General features: G+C 59.3%; 17 protein-coding genes and 1 pseudogene. 2 read left to right on the top strand and 16 right to left on the bottom strand.

Annotated elements, in window-relative coordinates; genetic code table 11:
- Positions 1 to 201: 201 nt before the first annotated feature.
- Positions 202 to 1,560 (bottom strand): MATE family efflux transporter, encoded by a 1,359-nt coding sequence (locus BZ163_RS15705; RefSeq protein WP_128871667.1) that lies wholly within the window; start codon positions 1,558 to 1,560, stop codon positions 202 to 204.
- A gap of 931 nt (positions 1,561 to 2,491) precedes the next feature.
- On the opposite strand from BZ163_RS15705, the gene BZ163_RS15695 reads away from it, so the two are divergent.
- Positions 2,492 to 2,929, top strand: a complete 438-nt coding sequence (locus BZ163_RS15695) for an HIT family protein (protein ID WP_128871666.1) — start codon at positions 2,492 to 2,494, stop codon at positions 2,927 to 2,929.
- 837 nt (positions 2,930 to 3,766) lie between these two features.
- Here the strand turns inward: BZ163_RS15695 and BZ163_RS15690 are convergent.
- The 6 genes and pseudogenes from BZ163_RS15690 to BZ163_RS15665 form a co-directional block, all read right to left on the bottom strand.
- The gene (locus BZ163_RS15690) at positions 3,767 to 4,093 is read right to left on the bottom strand and encodes an AzlD domain-containing protein (protein WP_128871665.1); all 327 of its coding nucleotides are present in this window, start codon (positions 4,091 to 4,093) and stop codon (positions 3,767 to 3,769) included.
- Positions 4,090 to 4,830 (bottom strand): AzlC family ABC transporter permease, encoded by a 741-nt coding sequence (locus BZ163_RS15685; RefSeq protein WP_128871664.1) that lies wholly within the window; start codon positions 4,828 to 4,830, stop codon positions 4,090 to 4,092. The genes BZ163_RS15690 and BZ163_RS15685 overlap by 4 nt, the downstream gene beginning before the upstream one ends.
- A 437-nt stretch (positions 4,831 to 5,267) precedes the next feature.
- Entirely contained in the window at positions 5,268 to 6,119 is an 852-nt protein-coding gene (locus BZ163_RS15680) for a helix-turn-helix transcriptional regulator (protein ID WP_371916811.1), read from the bottom strand.
- Positions 6,120 to 6,172: 53 nt separating this feature from the next.
- Positions 6,173 to 7,591, bottom strand: a complete 1,419-nt coding sequence (locus BZ163_RS15675; RefSeq protein WP_128871662.1) for an aminotransferase — start codon at positions 7,589 to 7,591, stop codon at positions 6,173 to 6,175.
- A 30-nt stretch (positions 7,592 to 7,621) separates the two neighbouring features.
- Positions 7,622 to 8,725 carry a polyamine ABC transporter substrate-binding protein gene (locus BZ163_RS15670; protein WP_128871661.1) on the bottom strand — a complete coding sequence of 368 codons (1,104 nt, stop codon included), beginning with the start codon at positions 8,723 to 8,725 and terminating at the stop codon, positions 7,622 to 7,624.
- Positions 8,726 to 8,891: 166 nt separating this feature from the next.
- A pseudogene (locus BZ163_RS15665) lies at positions 8,892 to 9,194 on the bottom strand (GntR family transcriptional regulator); the annotation flags it as partial.
- A 407-nt stretch (positions 9,195 to 9,601) separates the two neighbouring features.
- Here BZ163_RS15665 and BZ163_RS15660 point away from each other — a divergent pair.
- Positions 9,602 to 10,915, top strand: a complete 1,314-nt coding sequence (locus tag BZ163_RS15660) for an MFS transporter (RefSeq protein WP_178110483.1) — start codon at positions 9,602 to 9,604, stop codon at positions 10,913 to 10,915.
- 54 nt (positions 10,916 to 10,969) lie between these two features.
- On the opposite strand, the gene BZ163_RS15655 is transcribed toward BZ163_RS15660, so the two are convergent.
- The 9 genes from BZ163_RS15655 to BZ163_RS15620 form a co-directional block, all read right to left on the bottom strand.
- Positions 10,970 to 11,695, bottom strand: a complete 726-nt coding sequence (locus tag BZ163_RS15655) for an aspartate/glutamate racemase family protein (protein ID WP_128871660.1) — start codon at positions 11,693 to 11,695, stop codon at positions 10,970 to 10,972.
- A 97-nt stretch (positions 11,696 to 11,792) separates the two neighbouring features.
- Positions 11,793 to 13,025, bottom strand: a complete 1,233-nt coding sequence (locus tag BZ163_RS15650; RefSeq protein ID WP_128871659.1) for an OprD family porin — start codon at positions 13,023 to 13,025, stop codon at positions 11,793 to 11,795.
- 168 nt (positions 13,026 to 13,193) lie between these two features.
- A complete protein-coding gene (locus BZ163_RS15645) occupies positions 13,194 to 14,201 on the bottom strand; it encodes an asparaginase (protein WP_128871658.1) in 1,008 nt (335 codons plus the stop codon).
- A gap of 3 nt (positions 14,202 to 14,204) precedes the next feature.
- On the bottom strand, positions 14,205 to 14,573 hold the full coding sequence (locus BZ163_RS15640) for a non-heme iron oxygenase ferredoxin subunit (protein ID WP_128871657.1): 369 nt from the start codon (positions 14,571 to 14,573) through the stop codon (positions 14,205 to 14,207).
- A 14-nt stretch (positions 14,574 to 14,587) separates the two neighbouring features.
- Positions 14,588 to 15,142, bottom strand: a complete 555-nt coding sequence (locus BZ163_RS15635; RefSeq protein ID WP_128871656.1) for a nuclear transport factor 2 family protein — start codon at positions 15,140 to 15,142, stop codon at positions 14,588 to 14,590.
- Positions 15,139 to 15,927: an NAD(P)/FAD-dependent oxidoreductase gene (locus BZ163_RS35175; RefSeq protein WP_218190522.1), complete on the bottom strand. Its 789-nt coding sequence runs from the start codon at positions 15,925 to 15,927 to the stop codon at positions 15,139 to 15,141. Before BZ163_RS35175 ends, BZ163_RS15635 begins: the two co-directional genes overlap by 4 nt.
- Positions 15,924 to 16,373, bottom strand: coding sequence for an FAD-dependent oxidoreductase (locus BZ163_RS35170; RefSeq protein WP_218190521.1), 450 nt, complete (start codon positions 16,371 to 16,373; stop codon positions 15,924 to 15,926). The genes BZ163_RS35175 and BZ163_RS35170 overlap by 4 nt, the downstream gene beginning before the upstream one ends.
- Positions 16,370 to 16,696 carry a hypothetical protein gene (locus BZ163_RS15625; protein WP_128871655.1) on the bottom strand — a complete coding sequence of 109 codons (327 nt, stop codon included), beginning with the start codon at positions 16,694 to 16,696 and terminating at the stop codon, positions 16,370 to 16,372. The genes BZ163_RS35170 and BZ163_RS15625 overlap by 4 nt, the downstream gene beginning before the upstream one ends.
- Positions 16,693 to 17,106 carry a cupin gene (locus BZ163_RS15620; protein WP_128871654.1) on the bottom strand — a complete coding sequence of 138 codons (414 nt, stop codon included), beginning with the start codon at positions 17,104 to 17,106 and terminating at the stop codon, positions 16,693 to 16,695. The genes BZ163_RS15625 and BZ163_RS15620 overlap by 4 nt, the downstream gene beginning before the upstream one ends.
- Between the last annotated feature and the right edge of the window lie 10 nt (positions 17,107 to 17,116).

The following is a 17,116-nucleotide window of genomic DNA, read 5'->3' as shown; positions in this document are numbered from 1 at the left end:
GTGCGTATGGGGTTGGACATGGTCAGGCCTTCCTGGTCTGAATGTTGACGAGAGGAAGGGCTTTGCTTCCACCCTGGTCCTGGGGGTTGGAAGCTTTTACGATGGCGGCCAGGGTTTAAATAGGACGCTTCTGATGGGTGTGTAAGACGTTTCCGTATTTTTTGAAGCCGGTAAGTCAATTAGCCCTGTTTGCGATGCCTCCTACACCAACCGCTCAATTTTCTGATGCTGCCAGACCATCTTGTAATACGCCGTCTGCAACACCAGCATCCCTAGGTACGCCACCGGAAATGCCATCCACACGCCCTGCAATCCGAAGTGCCCGTCCATCACATACGCCACCGGCAACTGCACCCCGACCACGCAGAAAATCGAAATCGCCATCGGCACCAACACCGATCCGCTGGCACGCATGATGCCGCCGATGATCGCCTGGAAGCCGAACACCAACAGGCTCCAGAGCATGATGTGCAACAGATGCTCGGCCTTCGCACGAGTGCTGTCATCCGTGAGGAACAAACCCAGCAACCAGTGCGACAACAGATAACCCAACACCACCAACCCGCCAGTCAGGCACACGTTGATCAACAACCCCGTGCGCAGAATCGGCCCGATGCGCTCGATGCGCCCTGCCCCGATCGCCTGGGCACCCAGGATCGACGCCGTGATCGCAATCGACAGCGCCGGGAACTGCACATAATTGACGATCTGCGTCACCGCCCCATACGCCGCCGTCGCCTGGGAACCGTGCTGATTCACCAGCGCCAGAATCACCAGCTCCGACATCGACAACACCACCATCTGCAACCCGGTCGGCAAGCCGATGCGCAACACCTTGCCGAGAATCACCAGGTCCAGGCGCATCGCCGCAAACATCTGCCGATCCGGCGCCAACGGATGCCCCTTGCTGATCAAGCGCCACGCCAGCCACGCCATCGCCGACAGGTTACCCACCAACCCCGCATACGCCGCACTCTGAATCCCCATCATCGGCAACCCCAGCCAACCGCGAATCAACGCCGGCGTCAGCGCCAGGCCGATGCAGGTCGACACCAGCAACGCGATCAGCGGCGACACCGTATCGCTCACCCCGCGCAACAGTTGGGTGAACAACACGTAGACCAGCAGAGACGGCATGATCCACATCATCACCTGGGCATAGGTCACGGCGTCGTCCAGCACGTCGGCCGGCGTGCCGAGGCCTTGCAGGGCGGGTCTTGCGAAAACGCTGCCCAATATTGCCGCTACCAGACCGATCATTGCGCCCAGGAGCAGCGTGGTGCCGGCGATGGTTTTCACCAGATGTTGTTCACGCGCCCCCCAGGCTTGACCGATGAGCACCCCCGCACCCGCGCCGAGGCCGATGACCAGGGCGATGAAGAAGAACACGATCGGGAACATCCCGGAGACGGCAGCCAGGGCCTGGGTACCGAGCATCTGGCCGATGTAGATGCTGTTGATGGTGCCCGACATGGATTGGAGGAAATTGGAGAGGACCATGGGGGCGAGGAAAAGCAGGTAGGTTTTCCAGAGGGGATGTTGGGTGGTCGGGGTTTGCATTGGGTGGAGGTCCGTCTCGACTGCGGGGTTGGGATTCTAGAGGATAGCGTCAGTAGCTAGGGATAAAGTGAAAGCAATTCTGGTGATGGCCTCGGACGTTTCCTCCGCTTGAGGTAAAGGTCCTAAGACGGGACAAAAGTTCCTACATAAACCCCGGAATCCGACACCCAGCCATCTGCGCGTAAACGTGGCTGACGGATCCTTTCGTGACCCCGTTGACCGAAGCCATTTCACCTAAAAAAATGTGAAATAAAATGTGCAGATAATTTTGTTTAAAGAACCCACAAAACGTCTACAGCCCAGCAAATCAGCGATTCTTCATCAAATCAGTATGTGAAATAAAATGTGAAGCTTTCCATACGGTACAAACCGCTATGCCCCTGATCACATCAAAATCCTGGCTCGCCTCTGACGGTTGAACAGAAGGTGATCCGGACGGACGAGGTCAGCTGTCTCAGCGACGCTATTTCGATTCCATCGAGTTCATGCTGCAGGTTTGTCACGATCAGGTCGATTGCATGACTTTAGTCGTGAACCCCTCTCAACTTCGAGATCGATGCGGCGTTTTCTGCGGCACATTCCAGCGTCCTGCCTGCATTTCATATCGGTCCTACAGCAACCTCGGAAATCGCTCATATCGCCCATGAAGCGATAACTCTTATAGTCAACCCATCGCCCACGCGTTGATCAGGTTTGTAGACCTGCAGTCCCGATCAACCCCCATCATTTGATTCGGCGCTTCACCTATCGAACAACGGGGACGAACAACGGATTATTACTTTGAAACTGGCGGAGCGCTCTCAATTTCCAGCCGCCTCACCGAGCATCATCCGTATTTCAAAAGGTTGTTTATTACACCTGCTGCATCCGCCAGTCTGCCTCAGACTCAACTCGGAAGCCGTCGGTACCACAACAAAACCAAGGACTGCGCATGCCTCTGATATCGCAACGTGTAGCGCTAGCACGCAAAGGAGCTAACGATAAAGTAATTTGCCGAATGAAGTCGGGTTGGGCGGTCATGGGTGACGTGCAATTTCTGCCTGGTTACTGCCTATTACTGCCCGACCCTGTCGTCCCAAGCCTGAACGATCTGGATGCAGAGGCCAGAGCGACATACCTACTGGACATGGCCCGAATCGGTGACGCGGTATTACAGGCAACCGGGGCACTTCGTATGAACTACGAGATTTTAGGGAATTCAGAACCGGAGCTGCATTGCCACATTTTCCCTCGCTACTCTTCAGAGCCGGAAGAAAATCGCAAGATGCCCGTATGGTTCTATGACTGGAAGACAGCTACCCCCTACGCTGAGCAAGCACATGGCGATTTGCGTAACAGGATTGCTCAGTTATTGGCTGCATCGAGCTAAGACGACGATATAAGGGCAACTCGACATGACTTTCTCAATTTCAATCAGAAAAATTTCAATTCGTGCATTGGGCATTTTCGTTATCTTTCCCTGCACGGTTGCACACACCTTTTTCAGTCTGATAGCGCTTGTGAAGTTGCATTCGTTTATTTTCATAGAACATGACACGTCCACGTACAGCGTCATGATTCACTTGAGAATGGCTGTCTACTTGGCATTAGGATGGGTCGGGGTCATAACGGGATTGAAGCTGTACTATCACTTTCTGCTGTCAAACGCGTCTCCAGGCTGGTCAGGCTTTGCGTGGCCAGGGCTGCTCTGCGGGACTGTGGCCTGTGTAGGCTTGATATGTGCATCAGGGGGATCACTTACATCACGCATCTTTACCATGGGATGGCCGCTGGTGGGTGCTGCGGTGCTTGGTTGGCTTTTGCTCAATGCCGACAACGCAAACAAGGCAGACAGTCACTAGAGGATTCACGTAACTCGGTGAGAAGGGGCAGAGCACGATTATCGAATCGTCCTTTTGGTTTAGATGAGTTAATGATTAGCCAATACGAATCGTCCAGACTCTGCGCCTTGGCGGAACCGTCTACTTTGAGTCGATACCCGTCCAACGCGGAAGGCTGCAGCGCGTTATGCCACCCTGACCATCGTCAAATGGGCGGCAATCTGAAGCCAAAGCGAAGCAAGATCAAAAGATCGCAGCCTCGCTTCGCTCGACAGCTCCTACAGGGGTACGCGTGCGCTGAATGATTGGCGGTTGCGGTACACGCACCGTCGAGAGACTCCGTTCCGGTTCTGCGCAGCGGGCCATAGCGACGGCACATGGCCGCCTTACATCCCCAAATACTTGAATAACCACAACCCCCCCATCCCAACCGCCAGCGTCAGCATCGTATTGCGAGTCTGCCAGGCAACCCACGCCGCAATAATGGCCGCCGGTATCTGCGGGTTACTCAACACGAACTCACCCTGCCCGTTGGGGTACACCACGGCGGGCAGCACCAGGGCTGCCAGCACACTGGCCGGTACGTACAGCAAGGCCCGTCTCAGCACCGACGGGATGCGCAACCGGCCATACAGTTCGACAAAGGACAGACGCATGGCGAAGGTTCCCAGGCCGACCGCCAGGAACAGTCCCCACAAGGCTAGATCACTCATGGCGTCTCCCTCTCGACGTCAGGGGTCGACGCCCCGCTCAATGGGCGTTTGCGAACACTCTCGATCAGCAGACCCGCGATGACACCGCCGATGGAAGCGGTGACAAGGCCAAGGTTGTACGGCATATCGACCGCAACCGCGGCGAGCAGCCCGCCGACCGTGGCGGCGCCCAGGGTTGCCGCGCTACGCAGGCCGGGCACCAGAAGCGCGAGGAAGGAAAGCGGTATGGCAAAGCCCAATGACCAGGTCTCGGGGATGCTCGCGCCCAGATAAATGCCCGCCAATACCGATAATTGCCAGGACAGCCACATGGCAACGGCGGTGCCGGCATAGTAGTAGTGAGCAAATGGCCCCAGTTCGCCTGAGGCCAGCTTGAGACTGCACAGCGCGTAGGACTGGTCCGAAAGTACGTAGGACAACGGCCACGTCCAGCGTCGGGGCAAGTGGTGCAAAGAGGGGGCCAGTGACGCGCTGTACATGATGAAGCGCAAATTGATGACCAGCGCGGTGACCACAATCGCCAGCGGCATGATGCCCGTATGGAGCAGTTGCAGGGCGACCATCTGCGCGGATCCGGAGTAGAACAGCAGCGTCATGCCCATGGTCGTGCCCGGCGACAGGCCCATGTCGATCGCCATGACCCCTGTCAGCAAGCCGAAAGGCACGACGCCGGGACTCAATGGCATCAGCGCCCGGACACCTTGCATGAACGCTTCCCTTCCTGATCGGTACGGCATTTCGCCTCCTTGTATTTTTGTTCGAGCCGCCGATTCGGTTGACCGTACGCCGACCGCTCTGAAACTGGATACAGGATAAGCTGGAGTTATTGCAAGCCATCTACGCAGACCATTGCCTGGCCCAGGGTCCGCCGCCCATCGTGCGGTAGAGTGTCGGCCCGGAGCCGGATGGGTTCCTGACCACCAAAAAAAACCTGTGTAGGAGCTGGCTTGCCAGCGAAGGCGTCCTTTCAGCCAACAATTATGTCGGCTGGAAGGGCCTCTTCGCTGGCAAGCCAGCTCCTACAGGGGATCGGGTTGGCCATGCGTGTGTGGCCAACCCTTAAACCGCTTTCGGCGCCTGCTGTGCGCGACGTGCGTCCGCTATCCCAGGGATGGGGTCGTTTGCCTGAACAAGGCAACCTTATTGTTATTGGGATACGCTGATGGGTAATAACTTAGTTCGTTCGCAACCACTCGAAAAACAGTGCAAACAACTCCGCCTGAGAATTAACTTTCAGCTTCAAATAAAGACCTTTGCGGTGCATGCGCACCGTTTCTGGCGAAATACCGAACTGGCTGGCGGTGGACTTCACGGAGTGCCCGCGGAGCACCATGTGCGCGACCTCGCGCTCGCGCTCGGTCAACAGCTCGCGACCAAAGTTCTCAAAGGCGCCCTGCAAACGTTGTTTGAAATCATCATGCACCGTCGCTTCGACATCGGCCTGTATTGCGCCACTCTTGTGCAGGCCACGCGGGCCAAACTCACTGAGGAATTCCCGCACCAGCGGTTCGACGGCCCGCAGTAAATTGAGTTGCTCCGCCTTGAGCGCCTCGCCACCGAAGCCTTGAAACAGGCTCACTGAAATCTGCGAGTCATTCACCGTATCGACAATATAAAAACTGTCTTCGGAGCTACCCGCTTTCAAGTAGTAGGTTTTGTAGTACTCACTCTCGAAGAAGTTGTCCGGGGCTATTTCCTCCAAGTGATAAAATCCTTCAGCCAGTCCCTGCTCTACCGCCAGGCAAAACGGATCAAGCAAGTAGCCACCCGAAAAATAGCGGTCGATGATCGACTCACGATATTTTTCCGGAATGCCACGCTGATACAGCAACTGTGGTGCACGGTCCTTGTGTTCCAGGCTGATCAAAACCGATTCGATGGACACCAGATGCCCAAACGCCGACGCCAGATATTGCAGGGCATCGAGCGTGTCGATATGCGCGAATGCCTCGCGCATGTCGCGATGCCATTTATGTAATGCCCCGAAGGACAAAGCGATCAGTGCAGCGTCGTCTGGTTTGCTCATGCCGCGCAGTCTAGCGGGTGAACCGGCATTTGGTAACCGCAGCCTTGAAGCACTCATTGGCCGAAATACTGGCCGCTTTGCTCTAGCTCAGCCGCCACCTCAAGGATACAGGCGCGCAAAGTCTCGACGATTTCATCAACCTGGGCGCAGGACAGAATCAGCGGCGGCGACATTACGTTGAGGTGCATGATCGGCCGCACCAGCAGGCCTCGGGCCTGCGCTCGAGAGTGAATCATTTCGCCAATGTTGATCTCGTCGGCAAACAACGCCTTGGTGCGTTTGTCGGCCACGAACTCCACGCAAGCCATGAGTTTCTGACAACGCACGTCGCCCACCAATGGCAAGTCCCTGAGCGTCGACAGCCGCTCCTCAAGGTACGCGCCCACCACGTCGACATGTTCCAGCAGTTTTTCCCGCTCGATGATCTCGATATTTTTCAGCGCCGCGGTGCAGCACACCGGATGACCGCTGTAGGTGAAACCGTGGGTGAAGCAGCGGCCCTTGCCCGGCTCGGCAATGACTTTCCAGATGCGGTCGGAAAAAATGCAGGCGCCCAGCGGCAGATAAGCAGACGTCAGCCCCTTGGCCGTGGTGATGATGTCAGGCTGTACATCGAACACGTCATAGGAGGCGAAGAACTTGCCCAACCGACCGAACGACGTCACCACTTCATCGGCGACAAACAGAATGTCGTAGCGCTGGCAGACGTCCCACATGCGTTTCAGATAACCCTGGGGCGGAATGATCACGCCGCCGGAGCCCATGATCGGCTCGGCAAAGAAGCCTGCGACCTTGTCCGCGCCGATGCTCAGAATCTTGTCCTCGAACTCCTTGATCAGAAACTCGAGGAATTGCGCTTCATCCATGCCGTCCGGGGCGCGGTACGGATTGGGGTTGGAGACGTGATGAATGCAGTCGTTGGCGTAATCGAATTCCGGCACGCGGTCGGCGGCCTTGTTGCCGATCGACATCGTCAGCGTAGTCGAGCCGTGATAGGCGTTGAAGCGAGCGATGATGTGCTTCTTGTCCGTTTTGCCACGGCAGTTCTGATAGTACTGAATCAGCCGGTACGCGGTGTCCACGGCCGTGGAGCCGCCGGTGGTCAGGAACACATGATCGAGGTCGCCTGGGGCCAGGCTGGCGAGTTTTTCGCACAGTTCGATGGCGACGTTATTGGACATGTCGGAAAACGGATTCGAATAGGCCAGCTGGCGCACCTGGTCAGCAATCGCCAGCGCCATTTCCTCACGGCCCAGTCCGATGTTCGTGCACCACATGCCACCGACCGCATCCAGGAAGCGGTTGCCCTGAGTGTCGTAAATATAGGCGCCCTCACCCGCCACGATGTTCAGGGAACCTTGTTCGCTGTGCTCATCGAACACGTGATAGCCGTGCATGTAATGGGCTTTGTCGGCTTTGACCAGACGGGATTCATCGGCCGCGGACAATACGTTCTTAGCAGGAGTAGCCATACCAAAACCTCAAACCAAAGGGTTGAATGATCAGATGCCGCTTTTTACCGTGCTCCAGACGCGCGTCATGGCGCGCATGTCTTTCGCGTCCTGGGTTTTTTGCGGAAACAGGCGCTGACGGGTTTCGTCATCGGGATAAATCGCCGGGTTATTGCGCACGTCGGCACTGAGCAATGGCGTCGCCGCCGCGTTGCTGTTGGCGTAGTGGATGTAGTCCGTCACGTCCGCCATGACCTGGGGCTGCATCAAGTAATCGAGAAACTTGTGGGCATTGACGACGTGAGGCGCATCGGCCGGGATGTACATGTTGTCGAACCAGATCAACGAGCCTTCCGCAGGGATGAAATAGGCCAGTTTGATTTTCAGTTTGGCTTCTTCGGCACGGGCCATGGCGGTCGCGTAATCGCCAGACCAGGTCATTGCCATGCACACATCACCATTGGGCAGGCTGGTCAGGTAATTGACCGAGTCGAATTTGCGGATGTACGGCCGCACCGACAACAGCAACTCTTGCGCGGCTTTCAGGTCTTCTGGCGCGGCACTTCGCGGGTCGCGTCCCAGATACTTCAGAGCCAGTGGAATGACTTCGGTGGGCGCATCGACCAGGGTGACGCCGCAATCGGCGAAGCGCGAAACGATTTTCGGATCAAAGATCATCGCCAGCGAACCGATCGGCGCGTCCGGCATGCGTTCCTTTATCTTGTCGACGTTATAAGTGATGCCGTTACTGCCCCAGGTATAGGGTGCGGAGTACACCGTGCCGGCGTCAAATCCCTGCAAGTCCTGCAAGACTTTCGGGTCAAGGTTGGTCCAGCCTGGCAGTAACTTTTTATCCAGGGGCTGGAACACCTTGGCTTTGATCAGTGGCGGAACGAGGGAGGCGTTCAGTACCACCAGGTCGTAACCGGAGTGGCCGGTGAGCAACTTCGCCTGCACCGTTTCATAGGCATCAAACGTGTCGTAAATCACTTTGATGCCGGAAGCCTTCTCAAAATCGGCAATGGTTTTTTCGCCAATGTAATCGGCCCAGTTATAAAGCCGCAGCGTTTTGCTGCCGTCCACGTCGGCGGCGTGAGCGTTCAGTGTCAGCGGTGCAAGCAATAGACTGGTAATCACCATGAGGGCCTTGCGCATAGCAAATTCACCTTAGCAAGCGAAGCCGGTTCTGGATGACCGGTTGAACCTACTATTGAGCGATTGGCCGAACGGCGCCATACCCCGAATGGGTGTGTGCGCCGTTTTACCGTTTCAGGCAGGGCGCAACATGGCAAAAACAGGAGCCGGGTGTGCACGACACTATGATGCGGATCGCCTCTTTGATGAATTGAGCGATAAATTCGTGCTGCGACGGGTACAACGGATTGCCCGTGGCTTTGGAAATGGTGACGCGCAATACCGCCTCGATCGACCCGCAGACGTCCAGATCGATGGTGAACGCCTTGATGTGCGCGCCTTCGCTGATCACGGTGCCACCGCCTTGGCGAACCTCCACCAGACCGGCTGATTTCAGGCGCGAGATCGCCTCGCGGATAACTGTCCTGCTGACCCCGAAACGCTCCGCAAGCACCGGCTCCGTGGGCAGGCGAGCGCCCGGCAGCGCTTTTAACTCGCATCTCCCCGCGACATCTCACCTGACCCCCCCCCTGCCTATCCCAGCAAGCAATCACCCCCCTCCCCACAGGTTCGGAAACGGACGCCTGGGACGAGCCTTTACCTCATCCCTCTCGAGCTACATTTATAGGATCGGTGCTTTCGGACAGCACCTCGACCGCTGGGCGCCTGCGTTTTTTTTTTGTAAAACGGGACTAACGCCTCAAAAACGAATGATGTATTCTTTTGTTGTCTCTGCAGATGACGAACCACCAACAAAAACTAATAGTTGCTGGTTATAAAATGGCAAAAGCCAGAAATTGCCAGCACCAATAAAGATCATTGTATTTTTTTAGCCGCCCTTTTTTGGGGACTGGCTAGACCTTGCCTAATAAAAACATTACCCAAAGGAACAAATACGTGCACATCACCGAGACGAGCAATGCCGGGGCGGCCGCCAGCCTCCCCCGCCGCACCATGCTTTTAGTACTGGGCCTCTGCTGGGCCGCCATTCTCTCGGAGGGGTATGACATCGGCGTCATGGGCACTATCGTGCCCGCGCTGTTGAGCGACCCTCAGTGGAACCTGACCCCGCTGGAAGTGGGCGCAATGAGCAGCTCTGCGCTGTTCGGCACACTGATTGGCGCCTACTTCATCAGCCCATGGAGCGACATTATCGGGCGCAAACCACTGATCATCCTCTGCATCGCCCTGTTTTCGGGCTCCATGTTGGCGGCCGCCTGGGCGCCGACCCCGCAAATATTCTCGCTGGTCAGGGGGATTGGCGGTCTGGGGCTGGGAGGAGTCATCCCGGTAGCCGCCGCCTTGACGATCGAGTACTCGCCGCCGCACCGGCGCAACCTCAACTTCGCGCTGATGTACTCGGGGTACCCGCTCGGCGCCCTGCTATCGGCCTGGGTCGGCATGACTTTCATGCCCGAGCATGGTTGGCGGGCGGTGGTGGCCGTAGGCGCGATAGCCCTGTTGCTGATCCCGATCATGATGCTGTGGCTGCCTGAGTCATTGGAGTTTCTGGTCGCGAAGAAGCGTACTCGCCAGGCCCAGGCACTGGCCTCACGCCTGGGCATCAGCGAACTGCCTGCGCCACCGATCGATAAGGGCAAGGCGCAACTGTCGCCGTTCCGGGAGATTCTTGCCGAGGTCTTTTCCAAACGAAACCGCCGGGGTACGCTGTGCTTGTGGGTGGCCCAATGCACGGCGGTCATGGTGGTTTATGGGCTCGGTACCTGGTTACCGCACTACATGCGTAACAATGGCTACGACTTGGGCTCTTCGCTGATGTTTTTCGCCACTTTCAACCTGGCCGCCGCCCTGGGCGGAATTGTCATCGGACGGATTGCCGACCGCTTTGGCGCGCGCCGAACCCTTGCCCTGGGCTTTACTTTCGGAGCCTGCGCCATTGCCGCGCTATCGATGAAAAATTCGATTATGGTCACCTACATCCTGGTGGCCTGCGCCGGCTTTGGCAGTGTGGCCGTGGCCTTGGTCCAACTAGGTTACATCGCTAACTACTACGCGCCACACGCACGGGCATCGGCGACAGGCTGGGCCGTGGGCATCGGGCGCTTCGGCGCGATGGGCGGGCCCATCCTGGGAGGCTTTGTCGCCGGGTTGCAGCTCGGCAGTTTCTGGAACTTTCTGGTGTTTGCTGCGGCCGCCATTGCTGCCGCTATCGCGATTATCATGACACCTGCACCCGCTCACGGAAGATAATGTCCATGGCTCACCGACCAGCCTGTGCTGGTCGGTGAGCCACTGCTTCACACCTTACTCAATGCCCGCAAACGCCTTCGAAAACAACGAACCAAAACCCCGCACCTCGCTGTCGATGCGCAACCGCTGCAAGCACATCCACAACAGCGCCTGATTGCTGCTCACCACCGGCAACTCCAGCTGTGTTTCTATGATCGCCAGCACTTCGGCCACCTGGATCCCGGCACAGCTGATCAACACGCCATCCAACGCCATTCCGCGAAAGCCTTGCGCCAACTCGAGCCATGTCTGCGCAGGCAGGCTGCCCTGCTCCACCGGTGTGGCGCAGGGTCTACCCAAGGCGCTGACCACCTCGATGCCGAGGCCGGCGAAGTACTTGCGCTCAACCTCGATCACTTCCTGCGGGTAAGGCGTCAACAGGCCGATACGTCGCATGTTCTGCGCCCGGCAGCCCGCGATAACCGCCTCGATGGTGGTCACGCTGTCGAGCCCGGTCGCCGCCAACAACCGCTTGCGTAGCACCTGCGGCCCGGCCAGCAAGGTCGCGGCCGTGCAATTGATCGCCAGCAGATCGACCTCGGCATCGGCGAGCAATTGCCCATGGCTTTCCAGGCCTTCGGCAAACTTGCGATCCGCTTCCAGCGAGGTCTGGCGAAAAGGCACGCGGGTGGTGACGAAACGCACCCCCTCGGGGGCCATCAGTTGAGGTTCATGGTCGCAGAGACCACCCGATGGGTAGAGTTGGCCTATACGCGCCAAAGTACCGATTCCTGGATTCACGGGACGCTCCTTTTTCAGTTGTAGATTGCACATGCCTGTAAGCAGAAAAACCTCCGAGGCCGGCAAAGCCGTCGGAGGTCAGTGACCGCGCAGTCGACTACCAGAGCGCCAGGGTGTACCCGACAATCAGGCGATTTTCATCGACATCGGTGGTCAGGCCGTCGCCTGCGCGGAAGGTGACATTGCGCCAGCGTACGCTCACGCCCTTCAGGGGACCATCCTGCACGGCATAGGCCAGGTCAGTGTCGCGCTCCCACTCGCGGCCATCGGCCACGGTGGCCGTCCGGACATTGCGCCCGTCCACGTAGCGCGTCATGAAGGTCAAGCCAGGCACGCCCCACCCGGCGAAATCGTAGTCGTAACGCAGTTGCCACGAATCCTCCTCCGCCCGGGTGAACAGGTTATAGGTCACCAGGTTGGCCACGTAGGGTTCAGCGCCATTGAGGAACGGAAAATCACTGTCGCCCGACAGGTACTGCCAGGCCGTGGTGAACCGGTGGGCCTTGTATTCCAGACCGATCATGCCGTTGAAGTTGCGGTTATCGATAGTCCCCGCCAGCTTGCGTCCTTCGTCACGACTGTCGAAATACCGAATGTCGGTTTTCAACGCAACGCCCTCGCCGAGCGGCCAGCGATAAGTCAGGCCGGCGAATTGCTGCCGGTAGATGTCCTGCAGGTTCGCGCTGTAGTAACTCAGGTTCAGCCGGGGCGTCAGCGCATACTGGGCGCCGGCAAAATCGAAGTGGTCGCTGGAGGCTGCGCCATAACCGATATCTTCATTGCCGGAAGAGTCGCGCAGGCTGGCCTGGGTCAATCGTCCCGCGTTGAAAGACAGGCCCTGGATATCCTGCGAGTTGAGCAAGCCACCGCGGAACGAAGAGCCCAGCAAGCGAGTGTCGTTGTACATCACCACGGGCAGCACCGGCTGTAATGTGCCGAGATTCAACACAGTCTTGCCGGCCCGCGCCTTGGCCGTCAGCCCCAGCTTGCTGTAACTGTCTGCGGCCTGCCCGCTGTCGCCCACCGGCAACAGCCCGGAGCCCCTGCGATCAGGGCTGGAGTCAAGCTTGAGCCCCATCTGCCCCAACGCATCGACCCCAAAACCCAGGGTACCTTCGGTAAATCCCGAGACCAGGCGCCCCGTGAAGCCCTGGGCCCACTCATCGGTCCTGGACTGTGGGGCGTTGTCCTGACGAAAATCACGGTTCAAGTAAAAGTTGCGCAGTTCCACGCTGGCCTTGCTGTCATCGACAAAGTCCGCCAGCGCGCAGTTGGCGATGGAGGTCCCGATGGAAAACAGCAAGGGTGCGGCAAAGCAAGGTCGGCTCATTATTATTGTCCAGACTCGATTGAAGCCGGGGCGGCCGGCAACCGGACGCGCGCCGGATGGCACGCATCAATTCACTGAGCGGCAGGCAAAGGAAAACCATCGACACCCGTGACCGGGCGCCCTTACGTGGTGCTTATTGTTGAGTTGTGCCGCGACGACACGCCGTCGCTAGGCCCCGAGAATGCAGTCCTGCAACTGCGACGCCGGCAGGTTCCGGGTCAGCGCCAGCATCAGTAATATGCGCAACTTGTGCGGGCTCAGGTCGCCCCCGGCCAGCACTCCGTCGCGCTGGAGAAAGGCCTGGCGCGGCACAATTGCACGCACCGCCCGGCTCGCCTGGACCACAACGACACCGGCGGCGGTTGCCCGCCTGATCGCGGCTACCTCGCCCGCAGCCGGTCGGCCCGGAGCCAGCCCGGCACTGACGATCGCCTTGCTCCCTGCGGCAACCAGCGCATCGATGACCGCACCGTCGGCGCCGGCGTAAGAGGTGGCGATATCAACCCGCGCCAGCGCGCTGACGCCTTCGAACCGGAATTGCGCATGCCAGCCGTTGTCCGGCAGGCAGCGGCGCCAGTGCACGTGGGCCAGGGCATCCACTTGCGCCAGCGGCCCATAAGGGATGGCCTCGAACGCGTTGAGATCGAAACTCGAACTCTTGCTCACATCGCGCGCGGCGTAGGCCTTGTTATCCATGACCACCAGCGCGCCACACGCCTTGGCCTGGGCACAGGTCGCAACAGCCAGGGCTGCACGCAAGTTGCCCAACACATCGCTGCCGGCGGTATTGACCGGACGCTGGGCGCCGGTCAGTACCAACCCGACGTCCAGGTTCAGGGCCAGGTCGAGGAAGTACGCGGTCTCTTCCATCGTCGCCGTGCCGTGAGTGATGACAAACCCTTCGATGTCCGGACGCTCACTCGCCGTACGCTCGATAAGGCGCGCCAGCTCCAGCCAGTCCGCCGGGGTGATCGCGGTGCTGCCCAAGGCCCGGAACGGCACTGGTACGCATTCGATATGGGGTGCCACCTCGCCCAATTGCTCCAGCAGATGATCGATCGGCAAGACCACGCCACTTTCGCTGTATTCAACCCAGTCAAACGGGTCGCGGGCCTGCATGGCAAACGTACCGCCGGTGCCGATGACGGCGACCTTGGGACTATATTGAGTAGTCATCAATCAAGCCTCCGGGCTGACAAGCTGGACAAACACGCATTCGTCTTCGATTTTCACCAAGTGACATCGGGTGTTCTTGAGCAAGGGACTGCACAGCGCCTTGCCACTGCGCAGGTCAAATGCGCCAGCATGCAACGGGCATTCGATTTCATAGCCGTCCAGCTCACCCTCGCTGAGCAGCGCGTTGCCATGGGTACAAATGTCGTCGACGGCAAACAACTCATCGTCGACCTTGAACAACCCCACCTTGCGGCCGCCGACCTGGACACCAGCGCAATCGCCCTGGTCGAACAGTTCGGCCATCGTCCCGACGGCGATCCATTGCCCGGCGATTGCCGGCTCGGGAAATATCAATGCTTGCGAAGCAGTCATGAAAACACCCTCAATCAATTAGTGCCCATCGGAACAGGGCTTCGCGCGCGCAACGCTTCAAGCCCCGGCGCCAGCGGCAAGCTGCCGCTGCCCAGTGCCGTCACCTGGACGTCACTGAAGCGCATCGAGTCGATCAGCCAGCCGTGCGCCTCGGTGCAGCGATAGGTTTCCTCGGTCCGCGCCATCAGCAATACAGCCTCGGCGTTGTCGGCGCGCAGGGCGAGCTGCCATAAACGCCAGTTCGCACGCGCCTGCTGGCCGTCGACTGCGATGTCCGCGCCCACGTAGTAATGCGCGGCAAAGCACCATGGCGAGTGTTCAAACCACTGCGCCAGCGCTTCGCGCCCGACCCGATCGCCACCGAATTCGGCGCCATACCAGACCGCCTGCGGGGTAAAGCACGCCGCTTGCGCCGCGGCCAGTTCCTTCAGTCGCGCGGGTTCCTGCCGGCAGTAATCGGCGGTGTATTTGGCGTCAGCCAGGGCGGCGTAACGGGCCTTGAGCTGCCTGATGGCCTCGCAGGCTTCCAAGCGGTGCAAACGTTCGACCAGTTGGGATAAATCGCTCATGCCGCCACCGCCTTCAGGGACACCGAAAGGTCGCCCAACAGCGTTTGGTCGACGACTCGGCGCTCACGAATCAAGGCCTCCAGCGCCTTGCGCTCCTTACCCTGATTGACCATCACCGCCGCCACCACCCGACCTTCCCTGAGCAGCACCAGCGTCGCCTTGTCCTGGGCTAGATCGCCGCGCCAGACATGCCCGTCGGCCTCTTCGATCAAGCCGACGACCTGAATGTTGTGGCCCAGTTGATCGGTCCACATCCAGGGGATTTCACCGTACGGCTGCGCGTCTCCGGCAATCTGCCTGGCGACGGCCAGCGCCTGGTTTTCCGCGTTGCGCCAGGTCTCCTGACGCAACGACCGACCGTAGAAGGCGTTGTCGCAGTTGGCGACATCGCCGACCGCGTAGCACCACGGCGAATCGGGACTGCGGCAGGACGCGTCGACCACGACGCCGTTGCGGCAGGTGATGCCGGCCCGTTCGAGAAACCCGGTGTCGCAATCGATGCCAATGGCGAGCAGCACCTGCTCGACTTCCAGTACCTCGGACACTCCGTCGAGGTTTTGCACGTGTACCCGGTAAACCGTGCCGTCATGGGCGATGGATTGCACCCCGACCTGCGACTTCAGTTCGACGCCGACCCGCTGATGCTGCGCCGCCAGCCACTGCGACACCGGTGCCGGCAGGCACCGGCGCATAATCTGGTCAGACACGTCCAGCACCGTCACCGCGACGCCCAGCGCCGACGCGGTGGCCGCGACTTCCATACCGATCACACCGGCGCCGATCACCAGCAGCGCGAGCCAGCGATCAGGGTTGCCGCCAGTTTCTCGCAGTCGCCGATCCCCCTGAGCACATGCAGGCCGGGCAAATCACCGCCCGGCACCCGCAATGGTCGCGCGGCGCCGCCGGTGGCCACCACCAACTCATCGAACTCGACCTGACGGCCGTCATGCAGACTCAAGCAGCGTCGCTCGCTATCCAGCCCGACGACCCGCGCCGTGATGCGTTCCAGCCGAGGATGGGCGGTCCAGAATTCGTCCGCGGCCAGCATCAACTCGCCCCAGGCCTGCTCGCCTGCCAGGACCGCCTTGGACAACGCGGGACGCTCGTAGGGCGCAAAGGGCTCATCACCGATCAGCAGCACCTGACAGGCGCTGTCCAGCGCCATCAAATGCTGAGCGACACGCCCGCCGGCATGACCGGCACCGACTATCGCGATTCGCCGGGCGCTCATGCTGTGTGCTCCCGCACCGCGCCGACACGCACGATGGCGCGATAAAGCAGGCCCTTCGCCGAAGTGCACACCCACCGCCGCGGCTCGTGCGGCGGAATGATGATCGCCTCGCCGGCACTGAGGCTGTAGCACTCGTCGGCGGCGAACACGTCAAAATTGCCCTCGACGATTGCGCCAACCTCCTCGCCCAGATCGCTGATACCGCCAGTGACCGATTCACCTTGTACAAATGGCCGCAGTTGAAGGTCAAAAGCATCGCCGCTGACACGACTGCCCTCGGCGGATTCCAGTGGTGCAGTGACAAGACACTGTTGAGTGTTCATGAGTCCGCCCGATTCTTGAGTGGGTAATAAGGCACGCTGTCCTCCGGCCCGAACTCCGGCCGCGGTGGCGTGACCACATTAAGACGCATGCTCACCCCTTCGGCGCCAAAGCGATTACTGCCGTAGTGACTCAACTGCGCGGGAATGATCATGGCGCTGTGTGCCGCCATGGGCACCGCCACGTCACCCGCCTCGCCGGCGCCCTCAAACACCGTGCATTCACCCACCAGTTGCAGCGACGCTTCTTCGCCGTGTACGTGTGACTTGGCGGGCAGGTCGTGCCCGACCTTTTCCACGAACTTCACCACCGACACACTGATCTGCTTGCCGAACAGGTGCTTCATGTACAACCCGTCGGCGACGACTTCCTTGAGCCCGTCATCGATACCGAAAACCCTGCACTTGCCCATAGTCACCTCC

The sequence above is a fragment of the Pseudomonas sp. VI4.1 genome (assembly GCF_002029345.1).
Taxonomy (GTDB): domain Bacteria; phylum Pseudomonadota; class Gammaproteobacteria; order Pseudomonadales; family Pseudomonadaceae; genus Aquipseudomonas.
This window is presented reverse-complemented; position numbering and strand designations above follow the sequence as displayed.

What these genes read in the sequence shown, in the direction of transcription:
- BZ163_RS15645 (WP_128871658.1), bottom strand. Translation starts at nt 14,201, where the DNA reads ATGACTACTCAATATAGTCCCAAGGTCGCCGTCATCGGCACCGGCGGT.
- BZ163_RS35170 (WP_218190521.1), bottom strand. Translation starts at nt 16,373, where the DNA reads ATGAGCGCCCGGCGAATCGCGATAGTCGGTGCCGGTCATGCCGGCGGG.
- BZ163_RS15680 (WP_371916811.1), bottom strand. Translation starts at nt 6,119, where the DNA reads ATGAGCAAACCAGACGACGCTGCACTGATCGCTTTGTCCTTCGGGGCA.
- BZ163_RS15705 (WP_128871667.1), bottom strand. Translation starts at nt 1,560, where the DNA reads ATGCAAACCCCGACCACCCAACATCCCCTCTGGAAAACCTACCTGCTT.
- BZ163_RS15625 (WP_128871655.1), bottom strand. Translation starts at nt 16,696, where the DNA reads ATGAACACTCAACAGTGTCTTGTCACTGCACCACTGGAATCCGCCGAG.
- BZ163_RS15670 (WP_128871661.1), bottom strand. Translation starts at nt 8,725, where the DNA reads ATGCGCAAGGCCCTCATGGTGATTACCAGTCTATTGCTTGCACCGCTG.
- BZ163_RS15640 (WP_128871657.1), bottom strand. Translation starts at nt 14,573, where the DNA reads ATGACTGCTTCGCAAGCATTGATATTTCCCGAGCCGGCAATCGCCGGG.
- BZ163_RS15635 (WP_128871656.1), bottom strand. Translation starts at nt 15,142, where the DNA reads ATGAGCGATTTATCCCAACTGGTCGAACGTTTGCACCGCTTGGAAGCC.
- BZ163_RS15695 (WP_128871666.1), top strand. Translation starts at nt 2,492, where the DNA reads ATGCCTCTGATATCGCAACGTGTAGCGCTAGCACGCAAAGGAGCTAAC.
- BZ163_RS15675 (WP_128871662.1), bottom strand. Translation starts at nt 7,591, where the DNA reads ATGGCTACTCCTGCTAAGAACGTATTGTCCGCGGCCGATGAATCCCGT.
- BZ163_RS15650 (WP_128871659.1), bottom strand. Translation starts at nt 13,025, where the DNA reads ATGAGCCGACCTTGCTTTGCCGCACCCTTGCTGTTTTCCATCGGGACC.
- BZ163_RS15690 (WP_128871665.1), bottom strand. Translation starts at nt 4,093, where the DNA reads ATGAGTGATCTAGCCTTGTGGGGACTGTTCCTGGCGGTCGGCCTGGGA.
- BZ163_RS15685 (WP_128871664.1), bottom strand. Translation starts at nt 4,830, where the DNA reads ATGCCGTACCGATCAGGAAGGGAAGCGTTCATGCAAGGTGTCCGGGCG.
- BZ163_RS15620 (WP_128871654.1), bottom strand. Translation starts at nt 17,106, where the DNA reads ATGGGCAAGTGCAGGGTTTTCGGTATCGATGACGGGCTCAAGGAAGTC.